Here is a 23,133-nt window from a genome sequence, read left to right on the forward strand (position 1 = left end):
CGCCCCCCGGCTCTCGCGCGGCAGGGCGATGAACGGCGCCGACCCCGCTCATCGTGGGCGCCCGCGGTCGCCGCGCCCGACGATACGACCGCCGCGGTCCCCGCGCCGCTCCCCGGCGCATGGCGGATCGTGGCATTCACGCGCAGCCCCCCTCGCGCCCGCCCGGAGCGTCCGCGTCCCCGGCCCGCGCCCGCCGCGGCGGCGTACCGTGAGCGCATGGAACAGCGCATCACACTGATCACGCTGGGCGTCTCCGATCTGGCGCGCGCCAAGAGCTTCTACGAGGCGCTGGGCTGGCGGGGCCAGGAGGTCGAGGAGACCGTCTTCTTCCAGGCGGGTGGTCTGGGGCTGGTCCTGTGGGGCCGGGACAGGCTCGCCCGGGACTGCGGTCTTGAGCCCGGGCCCGCGAGCGGCTTCGGCGGGACGGTCCTCGCACACAACGTGCGCACCGATGCCGAGGTCGACGCACTGCTCGCGGCCGTGGAGCGGGCCGGCGGCACCATCACCAGGCCCGCGGCCGTCAACGCCCTCGGCTTCTTCTCCAGCGCCTTCACCGACCCGGACGGCCATGCCTGGGAGGTCGCCTGCAACCCCGGCTTCCCGCTCGCCGAGGACGGCTCGGTCACGATCCCCGACTTCGGCGGCGCCTGAGGCCCGGCCCGGCCGAGGCGTGCCCTCGTCCGGGCGGACGAGGGCGGTCGTGAGCGCCGCCGCGTGCGGCGCCTCGCCCGGTGAGGGGAGTTCGTCCGTTTCCGTGGGCAGCCCGTCCGTCCGCGCGGCCCCGCAGGACTGGTGGACCGCGCCGTCACGGAGCAGGATCCACAGGGTGCGCGACCGCGCGCCCCGGTGGCCGCGGCACGCCGAACCGTCCCGCCGGAAGGAGTGGACACCGATGGCAGAACGCACCTATCTCAAGCCGCCCTGGATGCAGCAGCACGTCGGCAACCGGCTCGCGCCGCTGTTCGGACGCTCCATGGTGTCCAAGCTGTCGGTGCGCGGGCGCACCAGCGGGCGCTGGCGGACGGTGCCCGTCGCCGTCCTGGACCACGACGGCGAGCGCTATCTGGTCTCCTACCGGGGCGTGAGCGACTGGGCGCTGAACCTGCGCGCCTCGCCCGAGTGCCGGCTGACCGTGCGCGGGCGTACCGAGGACCTCACCACGGAGGAGGTGCCGGCGGCCGAGCGCCCGCCGATCATGGCGGCGTACCGGGAGAAGTACGGCAGCATGCCCACGGTCTCCTCGGTGCTGAGCGCGCTGCCTGACCCGGCCGACCATCCGGTGTTCCGGCTGCGCGGCCGTGGCTGATCGCCGCACCTGATCACCGTTCCCGCGGGCCCTCCGCGACGGTCCGCCCGGAACGGATCTCCGGCGTGGCGGGCGGGTTGCTCCCGGCGGTCCCGTCCGCCGTGCGCCTGCGCACCCGCGTGCCGCCCCCCGGGGGCCGGGCAGGGGCAGGCTCACGCCGCCGCGAGCGGAGCCGGGTCCGGGAAGGTCACGCCGGTCAGCTCCTCGGAGGCGGTCCACAGCCGGCGGGCGGCGACGGGGTCGCTGGCCGCCCGCGAGCGGCCGACCAGGGCCGGGGCGCCGCGCATCTCGCCGAGGCCGTCCGGGCCGACGTAGCTCGCACCGGGCAGGTCCTGGACGGCGGCGTACAACGTCGGCAGCGCACCGGCCCTGTTGTCCTGGGCGACGATTCGGTTGCCGACCTTCATGAGGGCGCGCCGCAGTGAACTGCCGTCGTGGCTCTGGAGGTTGGTGGCCGCGTAGCCGGGGTGCGCGGCCAGGGCGCGTACGGACGAGCCCGACTCGGCGAGCCTGCGCTGGAGTTCGAGGGTGAAGAGCAGGTTGGCGAGCTTGGACTGGCTGTAGGCCTTCATGGGCGCGTACTCGCCGGCGAGGTTGAGGTTGTCGAAGTGGATGCGGGGGCTGCCCGGCATCCGGTGCGCGCCGGACGACACGGTCACCACCCGGTCGGTGATGTGGGGCAGCAGCAGGTTCGTCAGGGCGAAGTGCCCCAGGTGGTTGGTGCCGAACTGCATCTCGAAGCCGTCCTCGGTGGCGGACTCCGGGATGTTCATGACGCCGGCGTTGTTGACGAGCAGATCCAGGCCGCCGTGCCAGCCGGCGGCGAACTCGCGCACCGAGGCGAGGTCGGCGAGGTCGAGCCGGCGCACCTCCACGCTGCCGCGCACGCCCGAGGCGGCGGCCTCGCCGCGCCGGGGGTCGCGCACGGCGAGCACCACGTGCGCGCCCGCGCCGGCCAGTGCCTCGACGGTGGCGATGCCGAGCCCGCTGTTGGCGCCCGTCACCACGGCGGTGCGGCCGGTCTGGTCGGGGATGTCGGTGATGTTCCACGTGCTGGTTCGTGTGGTCATGCCCCTCAATGTAGGCGGTGACTACAATGCTGTCAATGACAACAATGGTGACGGTGCCAACAATGTAGCCGGCACAAACATGACCGATACACTGACGCGTATGCACACCCGCACCCGCAGCTATCACCACGGAGACCTGCGCGCCGCCCTGCTGACCCGGGCCGAGGAGACGCTCCGCGAGAAGGGGCCGGCCGCCCTGTCGCTGCGCGAACTCGCCCGCGACCTCGGCGTCAGCCATGCCGCGCCCAGCCGCCACTTCAAGGACAAGCAGGCCCTCCTGGACGCGCTGGCGCTGAACGGATTCGAGCGGCTGACGGCCGTCCTCGGGGCCTCGCAGGACGGTGTCCCGGAGAAGATCACGGAGCAGGTCGACGCCGTGGTCCGCGCCTACGTGGGCTTCGCCCGGGACAACGCCGCGCTGCTCGACCTCATGTACTCCATCAAGCACGACCCGTCGGCGTCCGACGCGCTGCTGGAGGCGACGCGGCACTGGTCCGACCTGGTCCTGAAGATGGTCGCCGAGGGGCAGGCCCGGAAAGAGGTCCGGGACGGATCCCTGGAGCAGGTCGCCCTCCCCGTCTTCGCCACCCTGCACGGCTACGCCGACCTCGCGGTGTCCGGCATGCTGCCCCAGGAGATGGACGAGCACGGCCTGGACGACGTGGTCGCGTTCATCCTGCGCGGCGTACGGCCGTGATCGCGGCGCGTGAAGTCCGCCGGTGGGAAAAAGAGTTGGGCGGGAGCCGGAACGGCCGGTAGTGTGCGTATCGCCGTGACACCGACCGAGGAGGTGAGACCCATGAACGCTGAAGCTGTGTGGGTGCTCCCCCTGGGGATCACGGTCGGCGACTGACGCAGGAGTCGCCGGGAGCGCCTCGACAGAAGGTCCTCCCGAAAGGCAACTCCCCATGTATGCAGTGCACTTCACCGCCGAGGCGGAGAAGGACGGCGTCCTCGTACGCGACTTCACCCTCGGCGAGGTCACCGGCGTCCTCTGGTCGCCCGCACCCGCCACCGGCCGCGCGCCCCTGGTCCTGATGGGCCACGGCGGTGGCACCCACAAGAAGTGGCCGGCCATGGTGGGCCGGGCCGAACGCCTGGTCCAGGACGGCGGATTCCACGTCGCCGTCATCGACGCACCCGGCCACGGCGGCCGGCCGCGCACGCCGTACGACGAGCAGGAGATCGCCGCGCTGTTCGCGGCCAGGGCGGCAGGCGAGCCGGAAGGCCCGATCGTCGTCCGCTACAACGCCGAGCTGGCCGAGCGCGCCGTACCCGAGTGGCGGGCGACCCTGGACGCCCTCCAGGAACTGCCGGAGATCGGCACCGGCGGGCCGGTCGGCTACTACGGCCTGAACATGGCCACCGCGATCGGAGTGCCGTTCGTGGCGGCCGAACCCCGGATCACGGCCGCGGTGTTCGGACTCCACTGGCCCGACGTCCTGGCCGAGACGGCGAAGCGGATCACCGTCCCGATCGAGTTCGACATGCAGTGGGACGACGAGCACATCCCGCGCGCCGCCGGTCTCGCGCTGTTCGACGCCTTCGCCTCGACGGAGAAGTCGCTGCACGTCAACGCGGGCGCGCACAAGGAACTGCCCAGGTTCGAAGCCGACAGTGCGGTGCGGTTCTTCGCCCGGCACCTCGGCCGGACGGTCGCGTCACAGGTCTGATGCGGCAAGCGCCGGGGGCCCGGTCGCCGACCGGGCCCCCGGCACCGCACGACGCTCAGCGTCCGGAGGAATCCGTGGCCCCGCCGCCCAGCAGCCGGGCCAGCACCTCGCGCTGCAGCGGCTGCACCTCGGCGTGCAGGGCGCGCCCCTTGCCGGTGAGCGCGACCCACACCCCGCGCCGGTCCTCCACGCAGACGGAACGCTCCACCAGCCCGTCCTTCTCCAGGCGGCCGATGAGCCGGGACAGCGCGCTCTGGCTGAGATGGACCCGCCCGGCGAGGTTCTGCACCCGGCAGTGCTCGCCCTCGCCGAGGGACTCGGAGGCGAGGATGTCGAGCACCTCGAAGTCGCTCGCGCCCAGGCCGCGCGGGTGCAGGACGCGATCGATCTCGCACATCGTGCGCGCGTGCACGGAGAGGATGTCCCGCCACTTCTCCTCGAGCCGGGCGTCGGCCGTCTTGACTGCCATACCCGCACGGTAACACCGAATCAGCCATTTGTTGATGGCGCAACCAATGCGGGTGCATACAGCATGGCCGGTGGTGTCAGGAGGCGGGGTCCTGGAGCAGTCCGACGAGGTTGCCGTCCGCGTCCTTGACGAAGGCGATCAGCCGGCCGCCGCCGACGTCCTGCACGTCCTGCATCAGCTCGGCGCCCGCGTCCACCAGCGCGGCCAGCCGCGCGCGGATGTCGGAGACGTGCCAGTAGGGCACCGGGCCGGTCATGCCCTTCGCGTGCCCGTTGGGGTCGAGACCCACGTCCTGGCCGGCGTCCTTGAAGCCGACGTAGTACGGCTCGTCGGCATACGGCTCCACCTCGAGCAGTGCGCTGAACAGCGCCTTCGCCCTGGTGAGGTCCTTGACGGGGTAGATGACGGTCTTGAGGCCGGCGGTCATGGCATGCTCCTCGGCGGAAGGGGGGCCGACGGATTTCGTCGGTGCCCTCACGCTAGGCCGGGGGAGCGGGGTGCGGCTTCTCGGATCCTGACCGGTTGGGCGCGCTCACCCCTCGGCGATCGGCACCCGGCCCGGTCGGTGCCCCTTCTCCGGGCGCCGGTGGGACCCCGCGCCGCGCGGAAGCGCCGGTACGTTCCCGGTCAAGGCCGGTGGAACGAGCCGCGCGGCGGCCCGGAGTGCGGCACAGTGGGGGGACACGGAGCGCGGCGGTCCGGCCGGTGGAGGGGGACGAGACGGTGGAGTCTTCACTCGGCGCGGCACCTCGGAGCAGCGAGCACGAACGCCCGTGACCGACGACGCAGCCCCGGGGCGTGTTGCGGAAGTGGCGTCGTCCGCCCGCCGGGCAGGCGGGACTGTGGAACACGTCCTAGGTGCGCATGGCGGTCGATCCCGGACCACGGTCCGTGGGGCGCGGCCCCGCGTCGCGGTCCGGCGGCGGCCTGCGCCCACCGCGGTCCGCCGGTTCCCGTGCGGCCCGCTCGGGCGTGTTCCCGGGGACATCGACGTGCCCGAGCCACTCGCACACCAGCCTGCCCAGCAGCGCACCCCCGTAGACGACGAATCCGACGCCGACGAGCCACGACTCCACGACCAGGACCGTGCCGACCGGGCCGTAGCTGATCGCGTTGGTGACCAGGAGCGGGGTGAACACCAGATAGGAGAAGCCGCGCAGGCCGACCAGGCCCGCCATCGTCGCGATCGCGCCCGGCAGCAGATACCGCCAGGGCACCTGGCGGCTGAGCAGGAAGTGCGGTCCCCACCAGAAGAACAGCACCCCGACACCCATGCTGAGCAGGATGCGGGGCGTGCCCTCCAGCACATGGCGGGTCTGCACCTGGGCGTACAGGTAGACCATGAGCATGACGAGCCAGACCACCTGCCGCCAGTTGCGGTGCCAGGGGACGGAGGCGGCCTGCCAGATCCGCTCGTAGCCGTTCTGCACGCTGGAGGCGAAGGAGATGCCGAACAGCGCGAGCAGGGCCATGCTCAGCGCGCTGGTGGTGCTGATGACCTCGCGGGTCGGGCCGAAGACATGGGCGAGCGCGGCGGCGGACTTCCCGGACAGCGCCATGCCGTCCACCAGCCACAGCGCGAACCCGCCGTGCCCGAAGGGATCCGCGGCGGCGACCACGATCAGCAGCGGTGCCAGCGTGACCAGGGCGAGCGTCGCGAACCCCATCGCCCGGTGCAGCAACTCCAGCTCGGAACCGCGGCGGTGCAGTTCGGCGAGTCCCAGCCGGTGCCACGCGGCCCACCGTGACATGAGGACCACCCCTTCCTCCGGCCCGGGGCCACCCGTGGTGGTGTGCAGAGTGGCCAGGAATGCCTCCAGGTAAACCTGAACGAGTGACACGGCACCCGGCGGCAGTGCCCCTACATGCCAGCATGAACCGTCCCGACCTCGACGAGGAGGTTTTCATGGACCGTCCCAGTGAACTCGTCCCGCTCCGGTACGTGGCCATCGGCGGCCGCGGCCCGGAGGACGTCGTCGCGGACTCCCGCGGCCGTGTGCTGACCGGCGTGGAGGACGGCCGCATCCTGCGCGTCGATGGCCTGGCGGAGCCTGCAGCCGCCCGCGTCGAGGTGCTCGCCGAGACCGGCGGCCGCCCGCTCGGCCTCGAACTCCTCGCCGACGACGCCCTGTTGGTGTGCGACGCCGAACTCGGGCTGCTGCGCGTCGACCTGCGCGAGGGCATCGTCCGCATCCTCGCCGACTCGGTGGCGGGGGAGCGGCTGCGGTTCTGCAGCAACGTCGTCGCGCTGGCCGACGGGAGCTTCTGCTTCACCGTCTCCAGCCAGGTCTACCCCCTGGACCGGTGGATCGGCGACATCGTCGCGCACACCGGAACCGGCCGGCTGCTGCGCCTGGCCCCCGGCAGCGAGACCCCGGAAGTGCTGCTCGAAGGGCTCCAGTTCGCCAACGGCCTCGCGCTCAGCGCGGACGAGTCCTTCCTGGTCGTCGCCGAGACGGGCGCCTGCCGCCTCACCCGCTACTGGCTCACCGGCCCCGAAGCGGGCAGGAGCGAGCCCTTCGCCGAGGATCTCCCGGGCATGCCGGACAACATCTGGCGCGGCACGCCGGACGGCCCGATCTGGGTGTCGCTGGCCGGCCCCCGTGTCCCGCCGCTCGACCTGCTGCACCGCGCCGCCCCGGCCGTCCGCGGCGCCGCCGCCCGGATCGCCGTCCGCGCCCCCTACCGCCCCACCGGCATGGCCGGCGTCCTCGCGGTGGACGACCTGGGCGGGATCGTGCACCACCTCGTCCGCCGCCGCTCCGGCTACCGCATGGTGACCAGCGTCTGCGAGGCCGCCGGCCACCTGATCCTGGGCAGCGTGTGGGAGCGGGGCATCGCGGTGTGCGAGCCGCCGCTGCCGAAGTGACCCCGGCGCGCCCCGGGCGATACCCTGTTCCCCGGCCGTGAGCACCCCTCGCGGCGCGGTGGTGGGGCCCGCCGTACCCGAACCGCGGCGGTGGTGCCGCCAACGGTCCCTACTTTGCCGAACCACGGCGCCCGCACCTCCAGGGCCACGGCGAGTAGGAGAGGTACGACGTGATCATCACCGGCGTCCGCGCCGCCCACCGCATGGCGGGCCCGTTCTCCGGCAGCGGCGCGCCGGGCGGCTCCGAGCCCCTCTCCGCCTGCGCCGCCGACATCCACCGGCTCGTCGGCGGCGCCCGCCCCGGCACCGGGCCGGCCCACCTCGCCGCGACCCTGCTCGCGGCCCTCACGGCGGTGTGGCGCGCGACGACCGCGGTCCGCCGCGTCCTGAAGTGGAGGCAGCCATGACCAGGCTGACCGGCAGTGCCCTGCGCGTGACCGTCTTCATCGGCGAGAACGACACCTGGCACCACAAGCCGCTCTACTCCGAGATCGTGCACCGCGCGCACGCAACCGGACTGGCCGGCGCCAGCGTCTTCCGCGGCATCGAGGGCTTCGGCGCCTCCTCGCTGATCCACACCTCCCGGCTGCTGTCCATGAGCGAGGACCTGCCGGTCGCGATCGTGATCGTCGACACCGAGGAACGCGTCCGTGCCTTCCTCCCGCAGCTCGACGAACTCGTCGGCTCGGGTCTCGTCATCCTGGACGACTGCGAGGTCATCCGGTACGTCGGCGGCGAAGCGGGTCCCGGCCGCGCGGACACGAAGGGTAAGAAGTAGTGGTGAACCGGCCGCTGGTCGCCGGGGGCGCCTCGCCGCGCCGCCCCACCGACCGGTGCGGCGTCCGCCGGGGTGTCGATCGCCCAGGGCCTGTGGGGGTGCGCGGCCGGCTCTTCCCCGGCCCGCGGTAAGACCGCCCACCCGCCCGTAGTAAGACTGTCCACAACACTGTCGACCCACCTCCTCAGAACTGGATCACATGAGTGCCATCAGCATCGGTCAGGCCGTCGTCCTCGGCGTCGTCGAGGGGGTGACCGAGTTCCTGCCCGTGTCCTCGACCGGGCATCTGAAGATCACCGAGGGGCTGATGGGCATCCCCGTGGACGACGACGCCGTGGTCGGCTTCTCCGCCGTCATCCAGGTCGGTGCGATCGCCGCCGTGCTCGTGTACTTCTTCAAGGACATCGTGCGGATCGTCTCCGCCTGGGGCCGGGGCCTCGCCGACAAGGAGGAGCGCTACCACCACGACTACAAGTTCGCCTGGTGGGTCATCTACGCCACGATCCCGATCGTGATCGTGGGTCTGGCGGCCAAGCCGCTGATCGAGGGGCCGCTGGCCTCGCTGTGGGTGGTGGCGGCCTCGCTGATCGTGGGGTCGGGCGTGATGTGGGCGGCCGACCAGATGGGCCGGCACAAGCGCGGTGAGGACGACACCACCTTCAAGGACGCGATGCTGGTGGGCTCTTCGCAGATCCTGGCGCTGCTCTTCCCGGGCTTCTCCCGCTCCGGTGCGACGATGTCCACCGCGCTGATCCTGGACCTGGACCGGGTGGCGGCCACCCGGCTGTCGTTCTTCCTCGGCATCCCGGCCCTGACCGGCGCCGGCCTGTACGAGCTCAAGGACGCCCTGGGGACGGGAGTGGGTGCCGCTCCGCTGATCGTCGGCACGGTCGTGTCCTTCATCGTCGCCTACGCCTCCATCGCCTGGCTGCTGAAGTTCGTCGCCAAGCACTCCTTCAACGCCTTCGTGGTCTACCGGATCATCGTCGGCGTCCTGCTGCTGGGTCTGCTGGGCACGGGCGCGCTGAGCACCTGACGGCGGCCCTTCGCGCACCCCGGGGCGTGGGGGGGGGGGGGGGGGCGCGCCCCCCCCCCGCCCCCCCCCCCCCGCCCCCCGGCCGCCCCCGCCCCGGACGCTCGTCGGATCTGCCGGGATCAGCGCCGGCGGCCGGCGGCTGGGGCTGCGGGGCCCGGGCGCGCTGAGCCCCTGCCGCCGGCCCTTCGCGCTTCCTGACGCCGGCCGCTTGACAGCCGGCGCCCGTCACCCGCAGGATCGCTCCCGTGAACCTGTCAGACAGCCAGACAGCCAGTCGGGGCCCCCGGCGTGTCAGTGCCATGGAAGCGGTGCTCGGGCACCTGCGCGCCGCCGTGGAACGCGGCGAGTACGCGGTGGGGGACAAGCTGCCCTCGGAGGCCGAGCTCTGCCGCACCCTGGAGGTGAGCCGTCCCGTCCTGCGGGAGGCCCTCAGGGCCCTGCAGACGATGGGCCTGACCGTCTCCCGGACGGGCAAGGGCACGTTCGTCGTCGCCCATACGGTGGAGGACCCCACCTTCGGCGACTACGCGGCCAGCGACCTGCTGGAGGTGCGCCGGCACGTCGAGATCCCGGTGGCGGGCTACGCGGCCGCGCGCCGCACCGCCGAGGACCTCGACCACCTGGCGCACCTGCTGGAGCGCATGGAGCGGGAGACCGACACCACCTCGTGGGTCGCCCTCGACACGCTGTTCCACCTGGCCGTCGCGCAGGCCTCGCAGAACCCCGTCTTCCGCCGGGTGATCGAGGAGATCCGGGACGCGCTGGCACGCCAGTCGGCCTTCCTCAACGAGCTGGGCGGGCGCCGCGAGCAGTCCAACCGCGAGCACCGGGCGATCGTCGAGGCGCTGACCGACGGCTCCGGAGCCGACGCCGAGGAGGCCATGGCCCACCACCTCGACCGCGTCAGGACGAGCCTCACCGACATCGTGCGCCCGGCGCGCACGGACAGCGCCACGGAAGGCGGACCGGAGGCGTGAGCGAGCAGCACCTCGAGGACGGGACGCGCGCCCCCGCCCCTCACGTCGACGCCGTCGACGCCGGTCGGAGCAGGTCCGGGAAGTCCCGGCACGTCCACACGATCGCCATCCGCCGGCGCGTCGCGCACCCGTCCACCGAGACCCCATCCACGACCGGAACCGGCGCATGACCCTCGCGCCGCTCCCCGACAAGAGGCAGTGATGTTCAGCAGCACCGTCGCGGACGCACCCCTGATCCGCGAGCCCCTCCACGCACCCGTCGCCCACCTGATACGCGGCGGGGTCGTCGAGGGCCTCCACTACGGCTCCGTCGTCGTCCTCGGCGCCGACGGCACGGTCCAGCTCCAGATCGGAGACATCGAGGCCGCCTTCTACCCCCGCTCGGCCCTCAAGCCCGTCCAGGCGGTCGCCATGGTGCGGGCGGGGCTCCCGCTCGACGGGGAGCTCCTCTCCCTCGCCGCGGCCAGCCACTCCGGCGAGGAACGCCACCTCGCCGGCGCCCGGCGCATCCTGGAGCTCGCCGGGCTCACCGAGGACCACCTGGGCAACGTGCCGGACATGCCGTTCGACCCGGCCGTCCGGGACACCTGGGTACGGGACGGGCGTACACCCTCCCGGCTCGCCCAGAACTGCTCCGGCAAGCACGCGGCGATGCTCTACACCTGCGCGCTCAACGGCTGGTCCCCGGACGGCTACCTCGACCCCGCGCACCCGCTCCAGCGGACGATCGCGGAGACCGTCGAGGACCTCACCGGGCAGCGCGTCGCGCGGGTGACCGTCGACGGGTGCGGGGCCCCGCTGTTCTGCGTGTCGCTGCACGGGCTCGCGCGCGCGGGCGCCCGCATCACCGCCGCGGCGGACGGTACGCCCGAGGCGCGGGTCGCCGACGCCATGCGTGAGCACCCCGAGATGGCGTCCGGTGCGGGGCGTGACGTGGCCGAGCTGATGCGCGCCGTTCCGGGGCTGCTGGCCAAGGACGGCTTCGAGGGCGTCCAGGTCGCCGCGCTCCCCGACGGGCGGGCCGTCGCCGTGAAGATCGCGGACGGGGCCGGCCGGGCACGGATTCCCGTCGCCGCGGCGGCGCTCGCGCGCGCGGGCGTGGACCCTTCGCTGCTCGTGGACTTCGCGGGGGAGCCCCTGCTCGGTGGTGGTCGGCCGGTGGGGCGCGTGCGTGCGGTGCGTGCCCTGGACCCGGTTGCGCTGTCCGCCTGCGCGTAGTTCCCCGATTCCGACGAGGACTGCGGGCCGGTCGCGGCCGCGGGCCTCTCGCGGCCGGTCGCGCAGTTCCCCGCGTCCCAGGAAGGGGTGCTCAGGTCCTCGCGGGCCGCGGGCCGCCGCTCGCCTGCTCCTCCGCCCCGGTCACGCGGCTCCCCGCGTACCGGGACTACGCGACGGGACCGGGGCGGCGGCACAATGGTGATCATGACGACGACGGCGGCCCCCAGCTTCGAACCGGTCCTGGCGCGCATCGCCGAGGAGATCGGGCGGACGCCCGGGCGCGGCCGGCCCGCCGGCTACATCCCGGCGCTCGCGGCCTGCGACCCGCGCAGCTTCGGCATGGCCGTCGCGGAGCCGGACGGCACGGTGTACGGCGTCGGGGACTGGCGCGAGCCGTTCTCGACGCAGTCCATCACCAAGGTCTTCACCCTCGCCCTGGACCTGGCCCGCGAGGGCGACCAGCTGTGGGAGCACGTGGGCCGCGAGCCCTCCGGCAACCCCTTCAACTCCCTGATCCAGCTGGAGTACGAGAACGGCATCCCGCGCAACCCGTTCATCAACGCGGGCGCGCTCGTCGTCACCGACCGCCTGCAGACCCGCACCGGAGACGCCTCGGGCGAGCTGCTCGGCTTCCTGCGTGCCGAGAGCGGCAACCCGGACCTGGACTTCGACCTCGACGTCGCCGCCTCCGAGGCAGCACACGGCGACCGCAACGCCGCCCTCGCCCACTTCATGGCGTCGTACGGCAACATCGACAACCCGGTGCCGGTGCTGCTGGAGCAGTACTTCCGCCAGTGCTCCGTCACGGCGTCCTGCGCCGACCTGGCCCTGGCCACCGGCTTCCTGGCCCGCCACGGCGTACGCGCCGACGGCACCCGCCTGCTCAGCCAGAGCCAGGCCAAGCAGGTCAACGCCGTGATGCTGACCTGCGGGACGTACGACGCGGCCGGTGACTTCGCCTACCGGGTAGGGCTGCCCGGCAAGAGCGGTGTCGGCGGCGGCATCATCGCGGTCGTGCCCGGGCACTGCACACTGTGCGTGTGGAGTCCGGGGCTCGACGAGCGCGGCAACTCGGTGGCCGGGGTCGCGGCCCTCGACCGCTTCACGACCCTGACCGGTCTGTCGGTGTTCTGACCCGGCGGGGCAGGACATTTCACTCCAGGAACTCCGTCAGCAGCGGCAGCAGCACCGAGGTGCGCCGCATCAGCGCCACATGCGTGGTGGCCGGGACGACCGCCAGCCGCGCGTCGGGGATCAGCTCCCGCATCCGCGCCGCGTGCTCGACCCGGACGAAGTCGGTGTCGCCGACGACCAGGAGCGTGGGCGCGGTCAGCCCGCGCAGGTCGTCGTCGGTCCACTGCAGCGGGGCATGGGCGGCGCCGGTGACCTTGCCGAGGAAGTCCTGGAAGTGCTCGGGATGCGGCGCGACGGCCGCGTAGGCCTCGGCCATCTCCTGGAAGTCCGCCCGGCTGGGCAGCCGCGGGGAGCTGAAGCCCGGGGTGCGGACCTCGTCGTGGTAGCCGTCCTGCCGGTACTGCGTGGCGGCGAGCACCAGCCGGCCGACCCGTTCGGGATGCCGTACCGCGATCTCCAGCGCGGTCAGCCCGCCGAGGCTGAAGCCGACGAAGTCGGCCTGCCGGATGCCGAGTTTGTCGAGCAGCCCGACGACGTCGGAGGCGAGGTTCGCCACCGACATCTCGCGCTCGGTGTCGGCCGTGTGCCCGTGTCCCTGCAGTTCGGGCGCCACGACACGACGGCCGTCGGCGAGCGTGGGCAGCACCGCCGCGAAGGACAGGCCGACGGTGTGCACCCCTCCGTGCAGCAGGACGAGCGGGCGCTGCCCCGTGTCGTCGGTGCCATGGGTCTCGTAGTACATCTCCAGGCCGTCGACCTCGGCGTAGGCGGAGCTGCTCGGCATGGTCGTCACGTCCGTTCCGTGGGGGTGGGGCCGCGAGGCGGGAAACAGGGTCCGTACGCAGGGGAGACCGGCCGGTCCCGGGAAAGTCATCGCCGCGCGGACGGGAACACGCGCCGGTCACACGCAGGCCCCCGCCCGGCAGGCGGCGCGTCAGGTTCCCGCCACCAGGCGTTGACACGCTTGCCGGGTGTCGGCCATGGCCTTTCCCCTCGATCTCCGCCGCTGCCAGGTGCTGGGCCTGGCCGGCAGCGTCTTCCTCGCCCTGGGCGGTGAGACGGCCGGCGCCCTGCCCGTACGGGATCTCCTGGCGCCGGCCGACGTCCACGCCGCGCTGGGCCTGGTCGGCGCCTACTTCGGCCTGGTGCTGCTGATAGCGGCCTGGCTGCTGCTCGGCCGCCTGGTGCGCGGTGCCGAGCCGCCCGCCCCGCGCGACCTGCTGCTCGTGCTCGCCGTCTGGGCCGCCCCACTGCTGCTCGCCCCGCCGCTGTTCAGCCGCGACGTCTACAGCTACCTCGCCCAGGGCGCCATGGTCGACGCCCACATGGACGTCTACGCCCACGGGCCCGCCCAGCTCGGCGGCCCGCTCGCCGACGAGGTGGCGCCGCTGTGGCAGCACACCGGCGCCCCGTACGGCCCGGTCTTCCTCGCGGTCGCCTCCGGGCTGTCCGGGCTGACCCGCGGCGAGATCCCGGCCGGCCTCTTCGGGATGCGGGTGGTGGCCCTGCTCGGGGTGGCGCTGATGGCCGCCGCGCTGCCGCGCCTGGCCCGGCACAGCGGCGCCGACCCGGCCGCCGCGCTCTGGCTCGGCGCCCTCCATCCGCTGGTGCTGCTCCACCTGGTGGCGGGCGCCCACAACGACGCCATCATGCTCGGCCTGCTCGGCGTCGGGCTGGTCGCGGCGCTCGGCCGGTGGCCCGTCCTGGGCGCCGTCCTCGTCACGCTGGCCGCGCTGGTGAAGGCGCCCGCCGCGCTCGGACTCGCCGCCGTCGTCGTCCTCCAGGCGCGGGCCGGGCGGCACCCGGTCAGGGCCCTGTGCACGACCGTGCTCGCGACCGCGGCCACCACGGCCGCCGCGACGGCCGTGGCCGGCACGGGATACGGCTGGATCGGCGCCCTCGGCACCCCCGTCTCCCCGCAGAACTGGGCGCTCTCCAGCCTTCTCGGCCGCGCCACCGGCGCGGTGCTGGCGCGCTTCGGCAGCGGCCTGGCGCCCCTGGCCCTTCCCGCCTGGCACCTGTTCGGCCTCGCGATCACCGCCGTCGTCGTGGCCGCCATATGGTGGCGGCTGCGCCCCCGGCCGGTCTACGCGCTCGGGCTCAGCCTCGCCGCGGTGGCCGCGTTCGGCCCGGCGATCCGCCCCTGGTACGCCCTGTGGGGCCTGTTCCTCATCGCCGCCGCGGCACCCACCACGCCGGTACGGCAGCGGGTTGCGGCCGTCACGGGAGTGCTCGCCCTTGCCACCCTGCCCAGCGGCGGACCGGTCGACGGCGGGCAGCTGATGCTGGCGGTCTCCGGCGGCTCGCTCGCCGTCGCCGTCCTGTGGCAGGCCCATCAGGCGGCGCAGGTGCCCGCTCTGGAAAGGACGGCATGAACCCGCCCCGCACCGACCGCGGCCGGCTGCTCCTGGTGCTCGCCCTCGCCGCGGCCGTCACCGCCTTCACCGCGACGGTCCCGCTGCTGCGCGACTGGTTCGACCTCCGCGTCTACTACGGCGCGGTCAACACCTGGATCCACCACGGCGGCCGGCTCTACGACTACCGGGTGCCGGGGACGGCGTACGGCTTCACCTATCCGCCGTTCGCGGCCGTCAGCATGCTGCCGATGACCCTCGTCGGCCTGCGCGCCGCGATCGTGGTCTCCGTGCTGCTCAACCTCGCGGCCCTGGCGCTGATCGTGCACCTCCTCACCGACGGGGCATGGCGCCGCCACGGCTGGTTCGGCTGCGCCCTGGGCGCCTGTCTGCTCGCCCTGTTCGAACCGCTGCGCGACACCTTCAGCTTCGGGCAGGTCAACCTGCTGCTGCTGGCGCTGGTCCTCGCCGACGCGCGGCTGCTGTCCTCCGGCCGGGAGCACCGGGCGGGCGTCGGGATCGGCCTGGCGGCGGCGATCAAGCTCACGCCCGCGGTCTTCATCGGACTGCTGCTGCTCGCCCGGCGCCGGCGGGCCGCCGCCGTCGCGGGCGCGGTCGCCGCCGCGGCGACCGGCTGCGCCGCCCTGGTGGCCCCGGACGCCTCCCGTTTCTACTGGACCCGGGCCCTGTGGGACACGAGCCGGGTGGGCCGCCTCGACTACGTCTCCAACCAGTCGCTCCAGGGCATCCTGGCCCGGCTCGGGGACACCGGCCGCACGGCCTGGACCGCCGCGGTCCTGGTGGTCCTCGGCGTCTGGGCGTGGCGCACCCGCCGCGCCCTCGCCGCGGACGACTGGGCGGCCGGCTTCGCCCTGACCGGCGTGACGGCGTGTCTGGTCAGCCCCATCACCTGGGTGCACCACCTGGTGTGGCTGCTGCCGGCGTTCGCCGTGCTGGTGCGTGCCGGGCACCCGCGCGTGGCGGGCGCCCTGTACGCCGTGCTGTGCACCAGCGTGGTGTGGCTGTGGTTCCGCGACGCGTCCGGCGTCGACGGCTTCCTCGGCAGCAACACCTACACCTGGATCACCCTGGGTCTGCTGCTGTGGCTGCCGGCCGGTCAACCCCGCCCGGACGGCCTGCTCTTGCGGCGCAGCAGCAGCGCCACGGCCCCCGCGCCGAGCAGGGCGGCACCCGAGACGATGCCCACGGCCGGCCACCCCGGCCCGCCGTCCGGGGCGACGGCCACGGGCGTGGGGCCCGGCGCCGCCACGGGCGTGGCGTGCGGCCCCGGCCGCGGCCTGGACCGCAGCGCGTCCAGCGTGCCCACCGGTTCGACCCGCCCGGCGGACTCGAACCCCCAGTCGAGCAGCCGGCGGGCCTCCTCGTAGACGGCGAACCCGCCGCCCTCCTGGGGGTTCATGACGGTGACCACGAGGGTGCGCCCGTCCCGTCGGGCGGCGGCGACGAGCGTGTTGCCGGCGTTGCTGGTGTAGCCGTTCTTGACGCCGATCAGCCCCGGGTAGGGCCGCACACCGTTCGCACCCGTCAGCAGCCGGTTGGTGTTCTGGATGCCGTACGACCAGCCGGCCCCGCCCGGGAACATCGCCTCGGCCGTGCCGCAGTACCGCGCGAAGTCCGCGTTGCGCAGCCCCTCCCGGCCGAACACCGCCAGGTCGTACGCCGACGAGACCTGGCCCGGCATGTCGTACCCGTCGGGCGAGCGCACCTGGGTGTCGAGGGCGCCCAGGGTGCGGGCCTTGGCCTGCATCTGCTCGGCGGTCCGGTGCCAGCCGCCGTTCATCGAGGCCAGTACGTCCACGGCGTCGTTGCCGGAGTTGAGGAAGACCCCGCGCCACAGGTCGGAGACCCGGTAGGTGTTCCCCTCGGCGACCCCGACCCTGCTGCTGCCCGGCCCGATGTCCGACATCTCCTGCTCGCTCACGGTGTGCCGGAGGTCTGCCGGCAGCGTCGGCAGCACGGTCAGGGCGAACAGGGTCTTGAGGGTGCTGGCGGGCGGCAGCCGGCGGTGCGCGTCGTGGGCGGCCAGCACCTCGCCGGTGCGGGCGTCGGCCACCAGCCAGGACAGCGCGGAGACGTCGGGCAGCCCCGGCGCCGCGCGATGCGGCCTGACCTGGGTGCCCTCGCGATACAGGTACGAGGACTGCGGCACGGCCGCCCGCAGCGGCGCGGGCGGCGTGGGCTCGGCCCCGGCCGCGACCGCGGCGGGCGAGAGAGACATGACCGCCGCGGCGCAGAACGCGCAGGTGGTGACGGCCGCCCGGGAGGGGAAATCGGTGATCATATGATCAACGTAGGAATTGCCTGGTCGTCCCGCGGCGATGACCGGGCCGGGGGAGCGGCACCAGCACCCGGATGCCGCAGTCCGCAGCGGGCCGGCGCGCCCGATGGCGGAACGGGCGTCAGGCGGCGGAACGGGCGTCAGGCGGCCGGGCCGCCGGGCAGCACGCGGTCCAGCTGGCCGCGCGAGGTGATGCCGAGCTTGGTGAAGACCTTGCGCAGGTGGTATTGGACCGTGCGGGCGCTGATGAACAGGCGGGTGCCGATCTCGGGATTCGACAGACCGTCACGCGCGAGGCGGGCGATCTGCGCCTCCTGGGCGGTGAGCTCCACGTCCCCGGCCGGGGCGGTGCGCCGACGGGCCGTCCCGCCGGCCGCCCGCAGTTCCCGGGCGGCACGGTCGGCGAACGCCGCCGCGCCCATCTCCTCGAACATGCCGTGCGCCGTACGCAGTTGCTCACGCGCCGCGCCGGGGCGCCGGTCCCGGCGCAGCCACTCCCCGTGCAGCAGGTGGGCCCGGGCGAGTTCGACGCGCATCCGCGTCCTGCCGAGGCGGTCGATCGCCTCGCGGTACAGCCGTTCGGCCGCCTCGCCCTCGCTCAGCAACGCGCGCGTGCGTGCCTCGACCCCGAGCACCCAGTCGGTGCCCGCGGCCGCGGCCATCTCGGTGAGGCGCCCGCAGGCCGCGGCGGCCGTGCCGGCCGCACCGCAGCGCACGGCGGCCTCGGCCAGCTCGGCCAGGGTCCAGCACAACGCGGCCGGATCGGCGTCGTACGCGTTCGCCCGCTCGCCCGCGGCCATGGCCTCGTCGTAGCGGCCGAGGCCGTTGGCGAGGACGGCGCTCGCGCCCTCGGCGAAGACGACCCCGATGCCCTCCCCGCGCGCGGCCGCGTCCTCCAGGGTCGCGCCGATCACCGCGGACGCCACGCTCTCGTCGCCGCGCAGCGCGGCCAGGGCCATGGCGCCGTAGGACGCGAGTCCGATCCCGGTGGCCTCCTTGACCGCCTGCACCTCCTCGATCAGCGACGCGGCCGAGGTCAGGTCGCCGGCGAACAGCAGGACATGGGCGCGGGAGGTCAGGGCCAGCGGGAGCACGTCCAGCACGCCGGCGTCCCGGGCGAGACGCAGATAGCGGGCCGAGAGCGTCTCCCACTGCTCCCCGTCCCAGATCCGGATGGCGGTGGTGTTCGCCAGCCACATCCAGCGCAGTTCCTCCTCGACGGACATCCCGTCCCCGAAGGCGGCCAGGGCCCGGCGCAGGACCGGGACTCCCGCCGCGTACCCCTGATGCAGTCCGGCAGCCGTGCCGTCGAGCAGGAGATCGGGCGCGCGTGGGGCGTGCGCCGGCGGCGGCGCGGAGACCGCCGCGCGGGCCACCTCCCGCACATGGCCCCCGGGGCCCGCCAGGCGTCCGGCGAAGATCGCGGCGGAGACCGCGTCCAGGTAGGCCGCGCGGGACAGGCCGGCGTCGACGGGCTCGTACTGCGCGGCCGCCTTCAGCAGCAGCGTCGGTACCTCACCGCCGCGGTCGGTGCTGAACGCGAGCTGGGCGCGCAGCGTGTCGAGGCCCGCCCGTCGCACATCGGTCAGAGGTCCGGACTCCGCCATGCCCAGCAGGTCCCGCGCCCCGTCGAAGTGACCCGCGTGGAGCGCGGCCTGCGCGGCCGCCAGCGCCCGCCCGGCCCGCCGCGCCGGGTCGACGGTGAGCAGCGCCGCCTGTTCGAGGAAGGCGGCCGACGCGGCGATGCCGCCACGGGCCCGTGCCCGGCCCGCCGACTGCTCCAGCTCGGCGGCGACGTCCTCGTCCGGCCCGGCGGCGGCCCGGGCACGATGCCAGGCCCGCCGGTCCGGATCGAGCGCCGGGTCGGTGGCCTCGGCCAGGGCCCGGTGCGCTTCCTGCCGGTCCCGGGCGGCCGCCGACCGGTAGGCCGCCGACCGGGCCAGCGGATGCCGGAACCGCACCCGGGCGCCGAACTCGGCGAGCCCCGCCTCGGCCACGGCGAGCGCGGCCTCGCCGCCGACCCCGAGCCGTCCGGCGGCCCGCCGCACCAGCGACGGGTCACCGGACGGATCGGCCGCCGCGACCAGCAGCAGCCTCCTCGACTCCCGCGGGAGGGCGTCGACCCGGCGCCGGAAGTTCTCCTCCATGTCGCCCGAGACCCCTGCGGCGCCCGGCAGGCCGAACCCGCCGGCCAGCTCGGCGGGTGCCCGGCCCCGCGTGAGCTCCAGCAGTGCCAGCGGATTGCCCCGCGCCTCCAGGACGATCTGGTCCCGCACCCGAGCGTCGATGGGCCCGCCGAGCACGGCGTCCAGCAGTGCGCGCGCGTCGGGCTCCCGCAGCCCTTCGACCACCAGCTGCGGCACGCCCGCGAGGTCTCCGTGCGCGGTACGGGCCGCGAAGACCAGGCCGATCGACTCCGCGCCCAGCCGCCGGGCGACGAACGCGAGGACCTGCGCCGAGGCGCGGTCGAGCCACTGCCGGTCGTCGACCAGGCAGATGAGCGGCTGCTCCGCCGCGGCCTCGGACAGCAGGCCGAGGACGGCCAGACCGACCAGGAACAGGTCCGGCGCCGGTCCCTCGCGCAGGCCGAACGCGGTCCGCAGCGCGTCGCGCTGGGGCGCCGGGAGGCGGTCGAGCGGAGCCGGCAGGGGTGTGCAGAGCTGGTGCAGTCCGGCGTACGCGAGCTCCATCTCCGACTGCACACCCGTCGCCCGTGCGACGCGGCAGCCCAGCGCCTGCACGGCCAGGTACTCCAGCAGCGCCGTCTTGCCCACGCCCGCTTCGCCGCGCAGCGACAGGGCCCGGCTCTCACCGGCGCGAACCGCCCCGACCAGCCGGTCCAGCGTCCCGCACTCGACCCGGCGTCCCGTCAGCTCCGCCGCGCGCCTCCACGCAGGAAGATCCCCGGGCACATGCACGGCTCCACGCTACCCGTCCGGCACACCGGCTGCGACGGCAGGCCGGTGGCGGATGCGCGGGCCGTCCGCGCGGCCGGAGCATGGCCGGTGCAACGCGAGCGACGGCCCTCCAACGGGCCGTGAACGGAGTCGACATGACGACAATCCATCACCGCTACGCCACCGTCCGCGGACAACGCCTGTTCTACCGGGAGGCGGGGCCGCCCGGCGCACCGGACGTCGTGCTGCTGCACGGCTTCCCGACGAGCTCGTTCATGTTCCGCAACCTGATTCCGCTGCTGGCCGACCGCTACCACGTGATCGCCCCCGACCACCTGGGCTTCGGCCTGTCCGACGCCCCGCCCGCCGACGAGTTCGACTACGGCTTCGACACCCTGGCGGACCTGACCGCGCGGCTCCTGGAACAGCTCGGGGTCACCCGGTTCGCGCTGTACGTCCAGGACTACGGAGCGCCCGTCGGCTGGCGTCTCGCCCTGGCGGACCCGGCCTCGGTCACGGCGATCGTCAGCCAGAACGGCAACGCGTACGAGGCGGGGTTCGCCGGCGAGTTCTGGAAGCCGGTGCGCGCCTACTGGCAGGACCGCAGCCCCGGGAACGAGGCCGCGCTGCGCCAGGCGCTGACCCTGGAGGTCACCCGCTGGCAGTACCTGCACGGTGTGGCGGACCAGAGCCTGGTCAGCCCCGACACCTGGTACCACGACTTCGCCCTGCTGTCCCGGCCCGGCAACGACCTGGTACAGCTCAGGCTGTTCGCCGACTACGCCGGCAACCTCCCCCTCTATCCGAAACTGCACGCCTATCTCCGCGACAGCCGGGTGCCGCTGCTGGCCGTGTGGGGGCGCAACGACGAGATCTTCGTCCCCGCCGGCGCGCTCGCCTTCGCCGACGACGCGCCCGGCGCGGAGATCTATCTGCTCGACGGCGGCCACTTCCTGCTCGAAAGCCACCTCGACGCCGCGGCCGACTGCGTCCGCGGCTTCCTCGGCCGCGTCCTCGCCTGACGCGCGGGCGCCCGCGCGAGGGCCTGTGCGGTGACCACGGCGTCGGGGAGGCGCGGGGTGCCGCGTGGCCGTACCGTAACGCCTACCGGGAGGTCGAGGGGATCGGCGGCCTGGTGGCCTTCGAACGCCTCGACCGGACGCACCCCGCAGGCAGCCATGACCCGTGCCCGCGTCTGTCCGTCACCATCAGGAGCGGCGTCGCGGGACCGTGAGGAAGGAGCGAGCCATGCCGTCCCTGCTGTCGGTGAACGTCGGGATGCCCAAGGATGTGCCGTGGCAGGGCCGGACCGTCCACACCGGCGTGTGGAAGTACCCCGTGTCCGGGCCCGCGATGGTACGGCGGCTCAACATCGACGGCGACGGGCAGGGCGACACCCAGGGCCACGGCGGCGAGCAGCGGGCGGTGCTCGTCTACCAGATCGGCTCCTACCGCCACTGGGAGCGGCACTTCGGCCGGGACGACTTCGAGTTCGGCCAGTTCGGGGAGAATCTCACCGTCGACGGACTGCCCGACGACGAGGTCTGCATCGGCGACCGCTACCGCATCGGCGAGGCCGAGTTCGAGGTCACCCAGCCCCGGGTGACCTGCTACCGCGTGGGCCTGCGTCTCGGCGAACCGGAGCTGCCCGCCCTCCTGGTCGGCCACCACCGGCCCGGTTTCTACCTGCGGGTCCTGCGCGAGGGGCACATCGAGGCGGGCGACGAGATCGTCAAGACCGCCACCGGCCCCGGCGCGCTCACCGTGGCCGACACCGACGCGCTGCTCTACCTCCCCGGCCGCGACCCGGCCACGCTGCGCCTCGCCCTGAACATCCCCGCACTGAGCCCCGGTTGGCAGGGCTCGTTCCGCGACCTGCTCGCCGAGGCCGAGGCGGAGGCAGAGGCGGGGACCGGCGACGCCGGCCCGGTCCGCGCCGACCGCCCCGCCTGGGACGGATTCCGGGCGCTGCGCGTGGCCGACGTGATCCCCGAGAACGCGTCGGTCACCTCGATCCGCCTGGCCGCGCCCGACGGAAGCCGGCTCCCGCCCGCCCGCGCGGGCCAGTACCTGACGCTACGGCTTCCCGTGACCGACGGATCCGCCCCGGTGCGCAGCTACTCGCTGTCCGCCGCGCCCGACGGCGGCAGCTACCGCATCAGCGTCAAGCGCGAGCCGCACGGTGTCGCGAGCGGCTACATCAGCACCGAGCTGCGAGCGGGGGCGGTGCTCGAAGTCGCCGCGCCCCGTGGTGATTTCGTCCTCACCGAGGGGGCGGGGCCCGTCCTCCTCGTCTCGGCCGGCATCGGGCTCACCCCTGTGCTGTCGATGCTGCACGAGCTCGCCGCCGCCCGGAGCGAGCGCGAGGTGTGGTGGGTCCACGGGGCGCGCAGCCCACGGGAGCACCCCCTGGTCGCCGAGGCACACGCCCTCCTCGACGCACTGCCGCACGCCCGCGAGCACGTCTTCTACAGCGCGGCCACCCCGCAGGAGCTCCGCCTCGCCCACGCCGGCGCCGGGCGCCTGACCAGGGACGAGCTGATCGCGCTGGACGTGCCGGCCGACGCGACCGCCTACGTCTGCGGCCCGGAGTCGTTCATGGCGGACATGACGGCGGCCCTCTCCGCGGCCGGTGTCGACGCCGGCCGCATCCACACCGAACTCTTCGGAGCCCTGCCCGCCGTCAACCCCGGCCTCACCGAGCGAGCCGCCGTGCCGCCGCACCAGCCGCCCGGACCGCCCGGAACCGGCCCCATGGTGACGTTCGCCCGCAGCGGCGTTTCCACGCGCTACCCCGACGGCGGCGGCAGCCTGCTCGAACTCGCCGACGCCTGCGACGTGCCCGCCCGCTGGAGCTGCCGTACCGGCGTCTGCCACACCTGCGTCACGCCGCTGCTGACGGGGACCGTCGCCTACCGGCCGGCCCCGCTGGAACCGCCGCCCGACGGCGAGGTCCTCATCTGCTGCGCCCGGCCCGGCGGCGACATCGTTCTCGACATGTGAGGTGGGCCCGATGGACCGCGGGCTGGAGGTCGTCCGCCGGCGGCCCGTGC

At 74.1% G+C, this 23,133-nt stretch carries 21 protein-coding genes and 1 pseudogene; 15 read left to right on the forward strand and 7 right to left on the reverse strand.

Going from position 1 to position 23,133, the window contains the following annotated elements; all coding sequences use genetic code 11:
• The first annotated feature begins 216 nt into the window (after positions 1–216).
• Together ACIRPX_RS00695 and ACIRPX_RS00700 are read left to right on the forward strand one after the other, a co-directional pair.
• Positions 217–651 carry a VOC family protein gene (locus ACIRPX_RS00695; protein ID WP_404187079.1) on the forward strand — a complete coding sequence of 145 codons (435 nt, stop codon included), beginning with the start codon at positions 217–219 and terminating at the stop codon, positions 649–651.
• A gap of 241 nt (positions 652–892) precedes the next feature.
• Positions 893–1,306 (forward strand): nitroreductase family deazaflavin-dependent oxidoreductase, encoded by a 414-nt coding sequence (locus tag ACIRPX_RS00700; RefSeq protein ID WP_404187080.1) that lies wholly within the window; start codon positions 893–895, stop codon positions 1,304–1,306.
• Between the two features lie 152 nt (positions 1,307–1,458).
• Here the strand turns inward: ACIRPX_RS00700 and ACIRPX_RS00705 are convergent, their stop codons facing one another.
• Positions 1,459–2,376 carry an oxidoreductase gene (locus ACIRPX_RS00705; RefSeq protein WP_404187081.1) on the reverse strand — a complete coding sequence of 306 codons (918 nt, stop codon included), beginning with the start codon at positions 2,374–2,376 and terminating at the stop codon, positions 1,459–1,461.
• Between the two features lie 100 nt (positions 2,377–2,476).
• Between ACIRPX_RS00705 and ACIRPX_RS00710 the strand changes: the two genes are divergently transcribed.
• Both ACIRPX_RS00710 and ACIRPX_RS00715 read left to right on the forward strand, forming a co-directional pair.
• On the forward strand, positions 2,477–3,073 hold the full coding sequence (locus ACIRPX_RS00710) for a TetR/AcrR family transcriptional regulator (protein WP_404187082.1): 597 nt from the start codon (positions 2,477–2,479) through the stop codon (positions 3,071–3,073).
• Between the two features lie 211 nt (positions 3,074–3,284).
• The gene (locus ACIRPX_RS00715) at positions 3,285–4,049 is read left to right on the forward strand and encodes an alpha/beta hydrolase (protein ID WP_404187083.1); all 765 of its coding nucleotides are present in this window, start codon (positions 3,285–3,287) and stop codon (positions 4,047–4,049) included.
• Positions 4,050–4,104: 55 nt separating this feature from the next.
• Here ACIRPX_RS00715 and ACIRPX_RS00720 read toward each other — a convergent pair whose 3' ends face one another.
• The 3 genes from ACIRPX_RS00720 to ACIRPX_RS00730 all read right to left on the reverse strand — a co-directional run bounded on the left by ACIRPX_RS00720 (position 4,105) and on the right by ACIRPX_RS00730 (position 6,269).
• On the reverse strand, positions 4,105–4,518 hold the full coding sequence (locus tag ACIRPX_RS00720; protein ID WP_404187084.1) for a MarR family winged helix-turn-helix transcriptional regulator: 414 nt from the start codon (positions 4,516–4,518) through the stop codon (positions 4,105–4,107).
• A gap of 76 nt (positions 4,519–4,594) precedes the next feature.
• Entirely contained in the window at positions 4,595–4,945 is a 351-nt protein-coding gene (locus ACIRPX_RS00725; RefSeq protein ID WP_404187085.1) for a VOC family protein, read from the reverse strand.
• Between the two features lie 427 nt (positions 4,946–5,372).
• On the reverse strand, positions 5,373–6,269 hold the full coding sequence (locus tag ACIRPX_RS00730; RefSeq protein ID WP_404187086.1) for a ribonuclease BN: 897 nt from the start codon (positions 6,267–6,269) through the stop codon (positions 5,373–5,375).
• Positions 6,270–6,424: 155 nt separating this feature from the next.
• Between ACIRPX_RS00730 and ACIRPX_RS00735 the strand changes: the two genes are divergently transcribed.
• The 7 genes from ACIRPX_RS00735 (at position 6,425) to ACIRPX_RS00765 (ending at position 12,530) form a co-directional block, all read left to right on the forward strand.
• Positions 6,425–7,387, forward strand: coding sequence for an SMP-30/gluconolactonase/LRE family protein (locus ACIRPX_RS00735; protein ID WP_404187087.1), 963 nt, complete (start codon positions 6,425–6,427; stop codon positions 7,385–7,387).
• Positions 7,388–7,557: 170 nt separating this feature from the next.
• Positions 7,558–7,794: a hypothetical protein gene (locus ACIRPX_RS00740; RefSeq protein WP_404187088.1), complete on the forward strand. Its 237-nt coding sequence runs from the start codon at positions 7,558–7,560 to the stop codon at positions 7,792–7,794.
• Positions 7,791–8,165, forward strand: coding sequence for a DUF190 domain-containing protein (locus ACIRPX_RS00745; protein ID WP_404187089.1), 375 nt, complete (start codon positions 7,791–7,793; stop codon positions 8,163–8,165). The genes ACIRPX_RS00740 and ACIRPX_RS00745 overlap by 4 nt, the downstream gene beginning before the upstream one ends.
• A gap of 199 nt (positions 8,166–8,364) precedes the next feature.
• Positions 8,365–9,201, forward strand: a complete 837-nt coding sequence (locus ACIRPX_RS00750) for an undecaprenyl-diphosphate phosphatase (protein WP_404187090.1) — start codon at positions 8,365–8,367, stop codon at positions 9,199–9,201.
• 299 nt (positions 9,202–9,500) lie between these two features.
• Positions 9,501–10,178, forward strand: a complete 678-nt coding sequence (locus ACIRPX_RS00755; RefSeq protein WP_404187091.1) for a FadR/GntR family transcriptional regulator — start codon at positions 9,501–9,503, stop codon at positions 10,176–10,178.
• 201 nt (positions 10,179–10,379) lie between these two features.
• Positions 10,380–11,396: an asparaginase gene (locus ACIRPX_RS00760; protein ID WP_404187092.1), complete on the forward strand. Its 1,017-nt coding sequence runs from the start codon at positions 10,380–10,382 to the stop codon at positions 11,394–11,396.
• 195 nt (positions 11,397–11,591) lie between these two features.
• On the forward strand, positions 11,592–12,530 hold the full coding sequence (locus ACIRPX_RS00765) for a glutaminase (RefSeq protein ID WP_404187093.1): 939 nt from the start codon (positions 11,592–11,594) through the stop codon (positions 12,528–12,530).
• 19 nt (positions 12,531–12,549) lie between these two features.
• On the opposite strand, the gene ACIRPX_RS00770 is transcribed toward ACIRPX_RS00765, so the two are convergent.
• The gene (locus ACIRPX_RS00770; protein WP_404187487.1) at positions 12,550–13,314 is read right to left on the reverse strand and encodes an alpha/beta fold hydrolase; all 765 of its coding nucleotides are present in this window, start codon (positions 13,312–13,314) and stop codon (positions 12,550–12,552) included.
• A 196-nt stretch (positions 13,315–13,510) separates the two neighbouring features.
• Between ACIRPX_RS00770 and mptB the strand changes: the two genes are divergently transcribed.
• Together mptB and ACIRPX_RS00780 are read left to right on the forward strand one after the other, a co-directional pair.
• Complete coding sequence (gene mptB / locus ACIRPX_RS00775; RefSeq protein WP_404187094.1) at positions 13,511–14,905, forward strand: polyprenol phosphomannose-dependent alpha 1,6 mannosyltransferase MptB; 1,395 nt, start codon at positions 13,511–13,513, stop codon at positions 14,903–14,905.
• Positions 14,902–16,272 carry a glycosyltransferase 87 family protein gene (locus ACIRPX_RS00780; RefSeq protein WP_404187095.1) on the forward strand — a complete coding sequence of 457 codons (1,371 nt, stop codon included), beginning with the start codon at positions 14,902–14,904 and terminating at the stop codon, positions 16,270–16,272. Before mptB ends, ACIRPX_RS00780 begins: the two co-directional genes overlap by 4 nt.
• An 83-nt stretch (positions 16,273–16,355) precedes the next feature.
• Here ACIRPX_RS00780 and ACIRPX_RS00785 read toward each other — a convergent pair.
• Positions 16,356–17,186 (reverse strand): annotated as a pseudogene (locus tag ACIRPX_RS00785) (D-alanyl-D-alanine carboxypeptidase family protein); the annotation flags it as partial.
• A 137-nt stretch (positions 17,187–17,323) separates the two neighbouring features.
• Positions 17,324–20,101, reverse strand: coding sequence for an AAA family ATPase (locus ACIRPX_RS00790; protein ID WP_404187096.1), 2,778 nt, complete (start codon positions 20,099–20,101; stop codon positions 17,324–17,326).
• Positions 20,102–20,235: 134 nt separating this feature from the next.
• On the opposite strand from ACIRPX_RS00790, the gene ACIRPX_RS00795 reads away from it, so the two are divergent.
• Together ACIRPX_RS00795 and ACIRPX_RS00800 are read left to right on the forward strand one after the other, a co-directional pair.
• Positions 20,236–21,102, forward strand: coding sequence for an alpha/beta fold hydrolase (locus ACIRPX_RS00795; protein WP_404187097.1), 867 nt, complete (start codon positions 20,236–20,238; stop codon positions 21,100–21,102).
• Between the two features lie 226 nt (positions 21,103–21,328).
• Positions 21,329–23,083, forward strand: coding sequence for an MOSC domain-containing protein (locus ACIRPX_RS00800; RefSeq protein WP_404187098.1), 1,755 nt, complete (start codon positions 21,329–21,331; stop codon positions 23,081–23,083).
• Positions 23,084–23,133: the final 50 nt, after the last annotated feature.

It is taken from the genome of Streptomyces sp. NPDC101225, assembly GCF_044767585.1.
Classification (GTDB): Bacteria; Actinomycetota; Actinomycetes; order Streptomycetales; family Streptomycetaceae; genus Streptomyces.

Excerpts from the sequence above, each read along its gene's own strand:
- ACIRPX_RS00695 (WP_404187079.1), top strand. The coding sequence starts at position 217 with ATGGAACAGCGCATCACACTGATCACGCTGGGCGTCTCCGATCTGGCG.
- mptB (WP_404187094.1), top strand. The coding sequence starts at position 13,511 with ATGGCCTTTCCCCTCGATCTCCGCCGCTGCCAGGTGCTGGGCCTGGCC.
- ACIRPX_RS00700 (WP_404187080.1), top strand. The coding sequence starts at position 893 with ATGGCAGAACGCACCTATCTCAAGCCGCCCTGGATGCAGCAGCACGTC.
- ACIRPX_RS00725 (WP_404187085.1), bottom strand. The coding sequence starts at position 4,945 with ATGACCGCCGGCCTCAAGACCGTCATCTACCCCGTCAAGGACCTCACC.
- ACIRPX_RS00735 (WP_404187087.1), top strand. The coding sequence starts at position 6,425 with ATGGACCGTCCCAGTGAACTCGTCCCGCTCCGGTACGTGGCCATCGGC.
- ACIRPX_RS00705 (WP_404187081.1), bottom strand. The coding sequence starts at position 2,376 with ATGACCACACGAACCAGCACGTGGAACATCACCGACATCCCCGACCAG.
- ACIRPX_RS00760 (WP_404187092.1), top strand. The coding sequence starts at position 10,380 with ATGTTCAGCAGCACCGTCGCGGACGCACCCCTGATCCGCGAGCCCCTC.
- ACIRPX_RS00750 (WP_404187090.1), top strand. The coding sequence starts at position 8,365 with ATGAGTGCCATCAGCATCGGTCAGGCCGTCGTCCTCGGCGTCGTCGAG.
- ACIRPX_RS00770 (WP_404187487.1), bottom strand. The coding sequence starts at position 13,314 with ATGCCGAGCAGCTCCGCCTACGCCGAGGTCGACGGCCTGGAGATGTAC.
- ACIRPX_RS00720 (WP_404187084.1), bottom strand. The coding sequence starts at position 4,518 with ATGGCAGTCAAGACGGCCGACGCCCGGCTCGAGGAGAAGTGGCGGGAC.
- ACIRPX_RS00800 (WP_404187098.1), top strand. The coding sequence starts at position 21,329 with ATGCCGTCCCTGCTGTCGGTGAACGTCGGGATGCCCAAGGATGTGCCG.
- ACIRPX_RS00765 (WP_404187093.1), top strand. The coding sequence starts at position 11,592 with ATGGTGATCATGACGACGACGGCGGCCCCCAGCTTCGAACCGGTCCTG.
- ACIRPX_RS00730 (WP_404187086.1), bottom strand. The coding sequence starts at position 6,269 with ATGTCACGGTGGGCCGCGTGGCACCGGCTGGGACTCGCCGAACTGCAC.
- ACIRPX_RS00745 (WP_404187089.1), top strand. The coding sequence starts at position 7,791 with ATGACCAGGCTGACCGGCAGTGCCCTGCGCGTGACCGTCTTCATCGGC.
- ACIRPX_RS00755 (WP_404187091.1), top strand. The coding sequence starts at position 9,501 with ATGGAAGCGGTGCTCGGGCACCTGCGCGCCGCCGTGGAACGCGGCGAG.
- ACIRPX_RS00780 (WP_404187095.1), top strand. The coding sequence starts at position 14,902 with ATGAACCCGCCCCGCACCGACCGCGGCCGGCTGCTCCTGGTGCTCGCC.
- ACIRPX_RS00715 (WP_404187083.1), top strand. The coding sequence starts at position 3,285 with ATGTATGCAGTGCACTTCACCGCCGAGGCGGAGAAGGACGGCGTCCTC.
- ACIRPX_RS00795 (WP_404187097.1), top strand. The coding sequence starts at position 20,236 with ATGACGACAATCCATCACCGCTACGCCACCGTCCGCGGACAACGCCTG.
- ACIRPX_RS00710 (WP_404187082.1), top strand. The coding sequence starts at position 2,477 with ATGCACACCCGCACCCGCAGCTATCACCACGGAGACCTGCGCGCCGCC.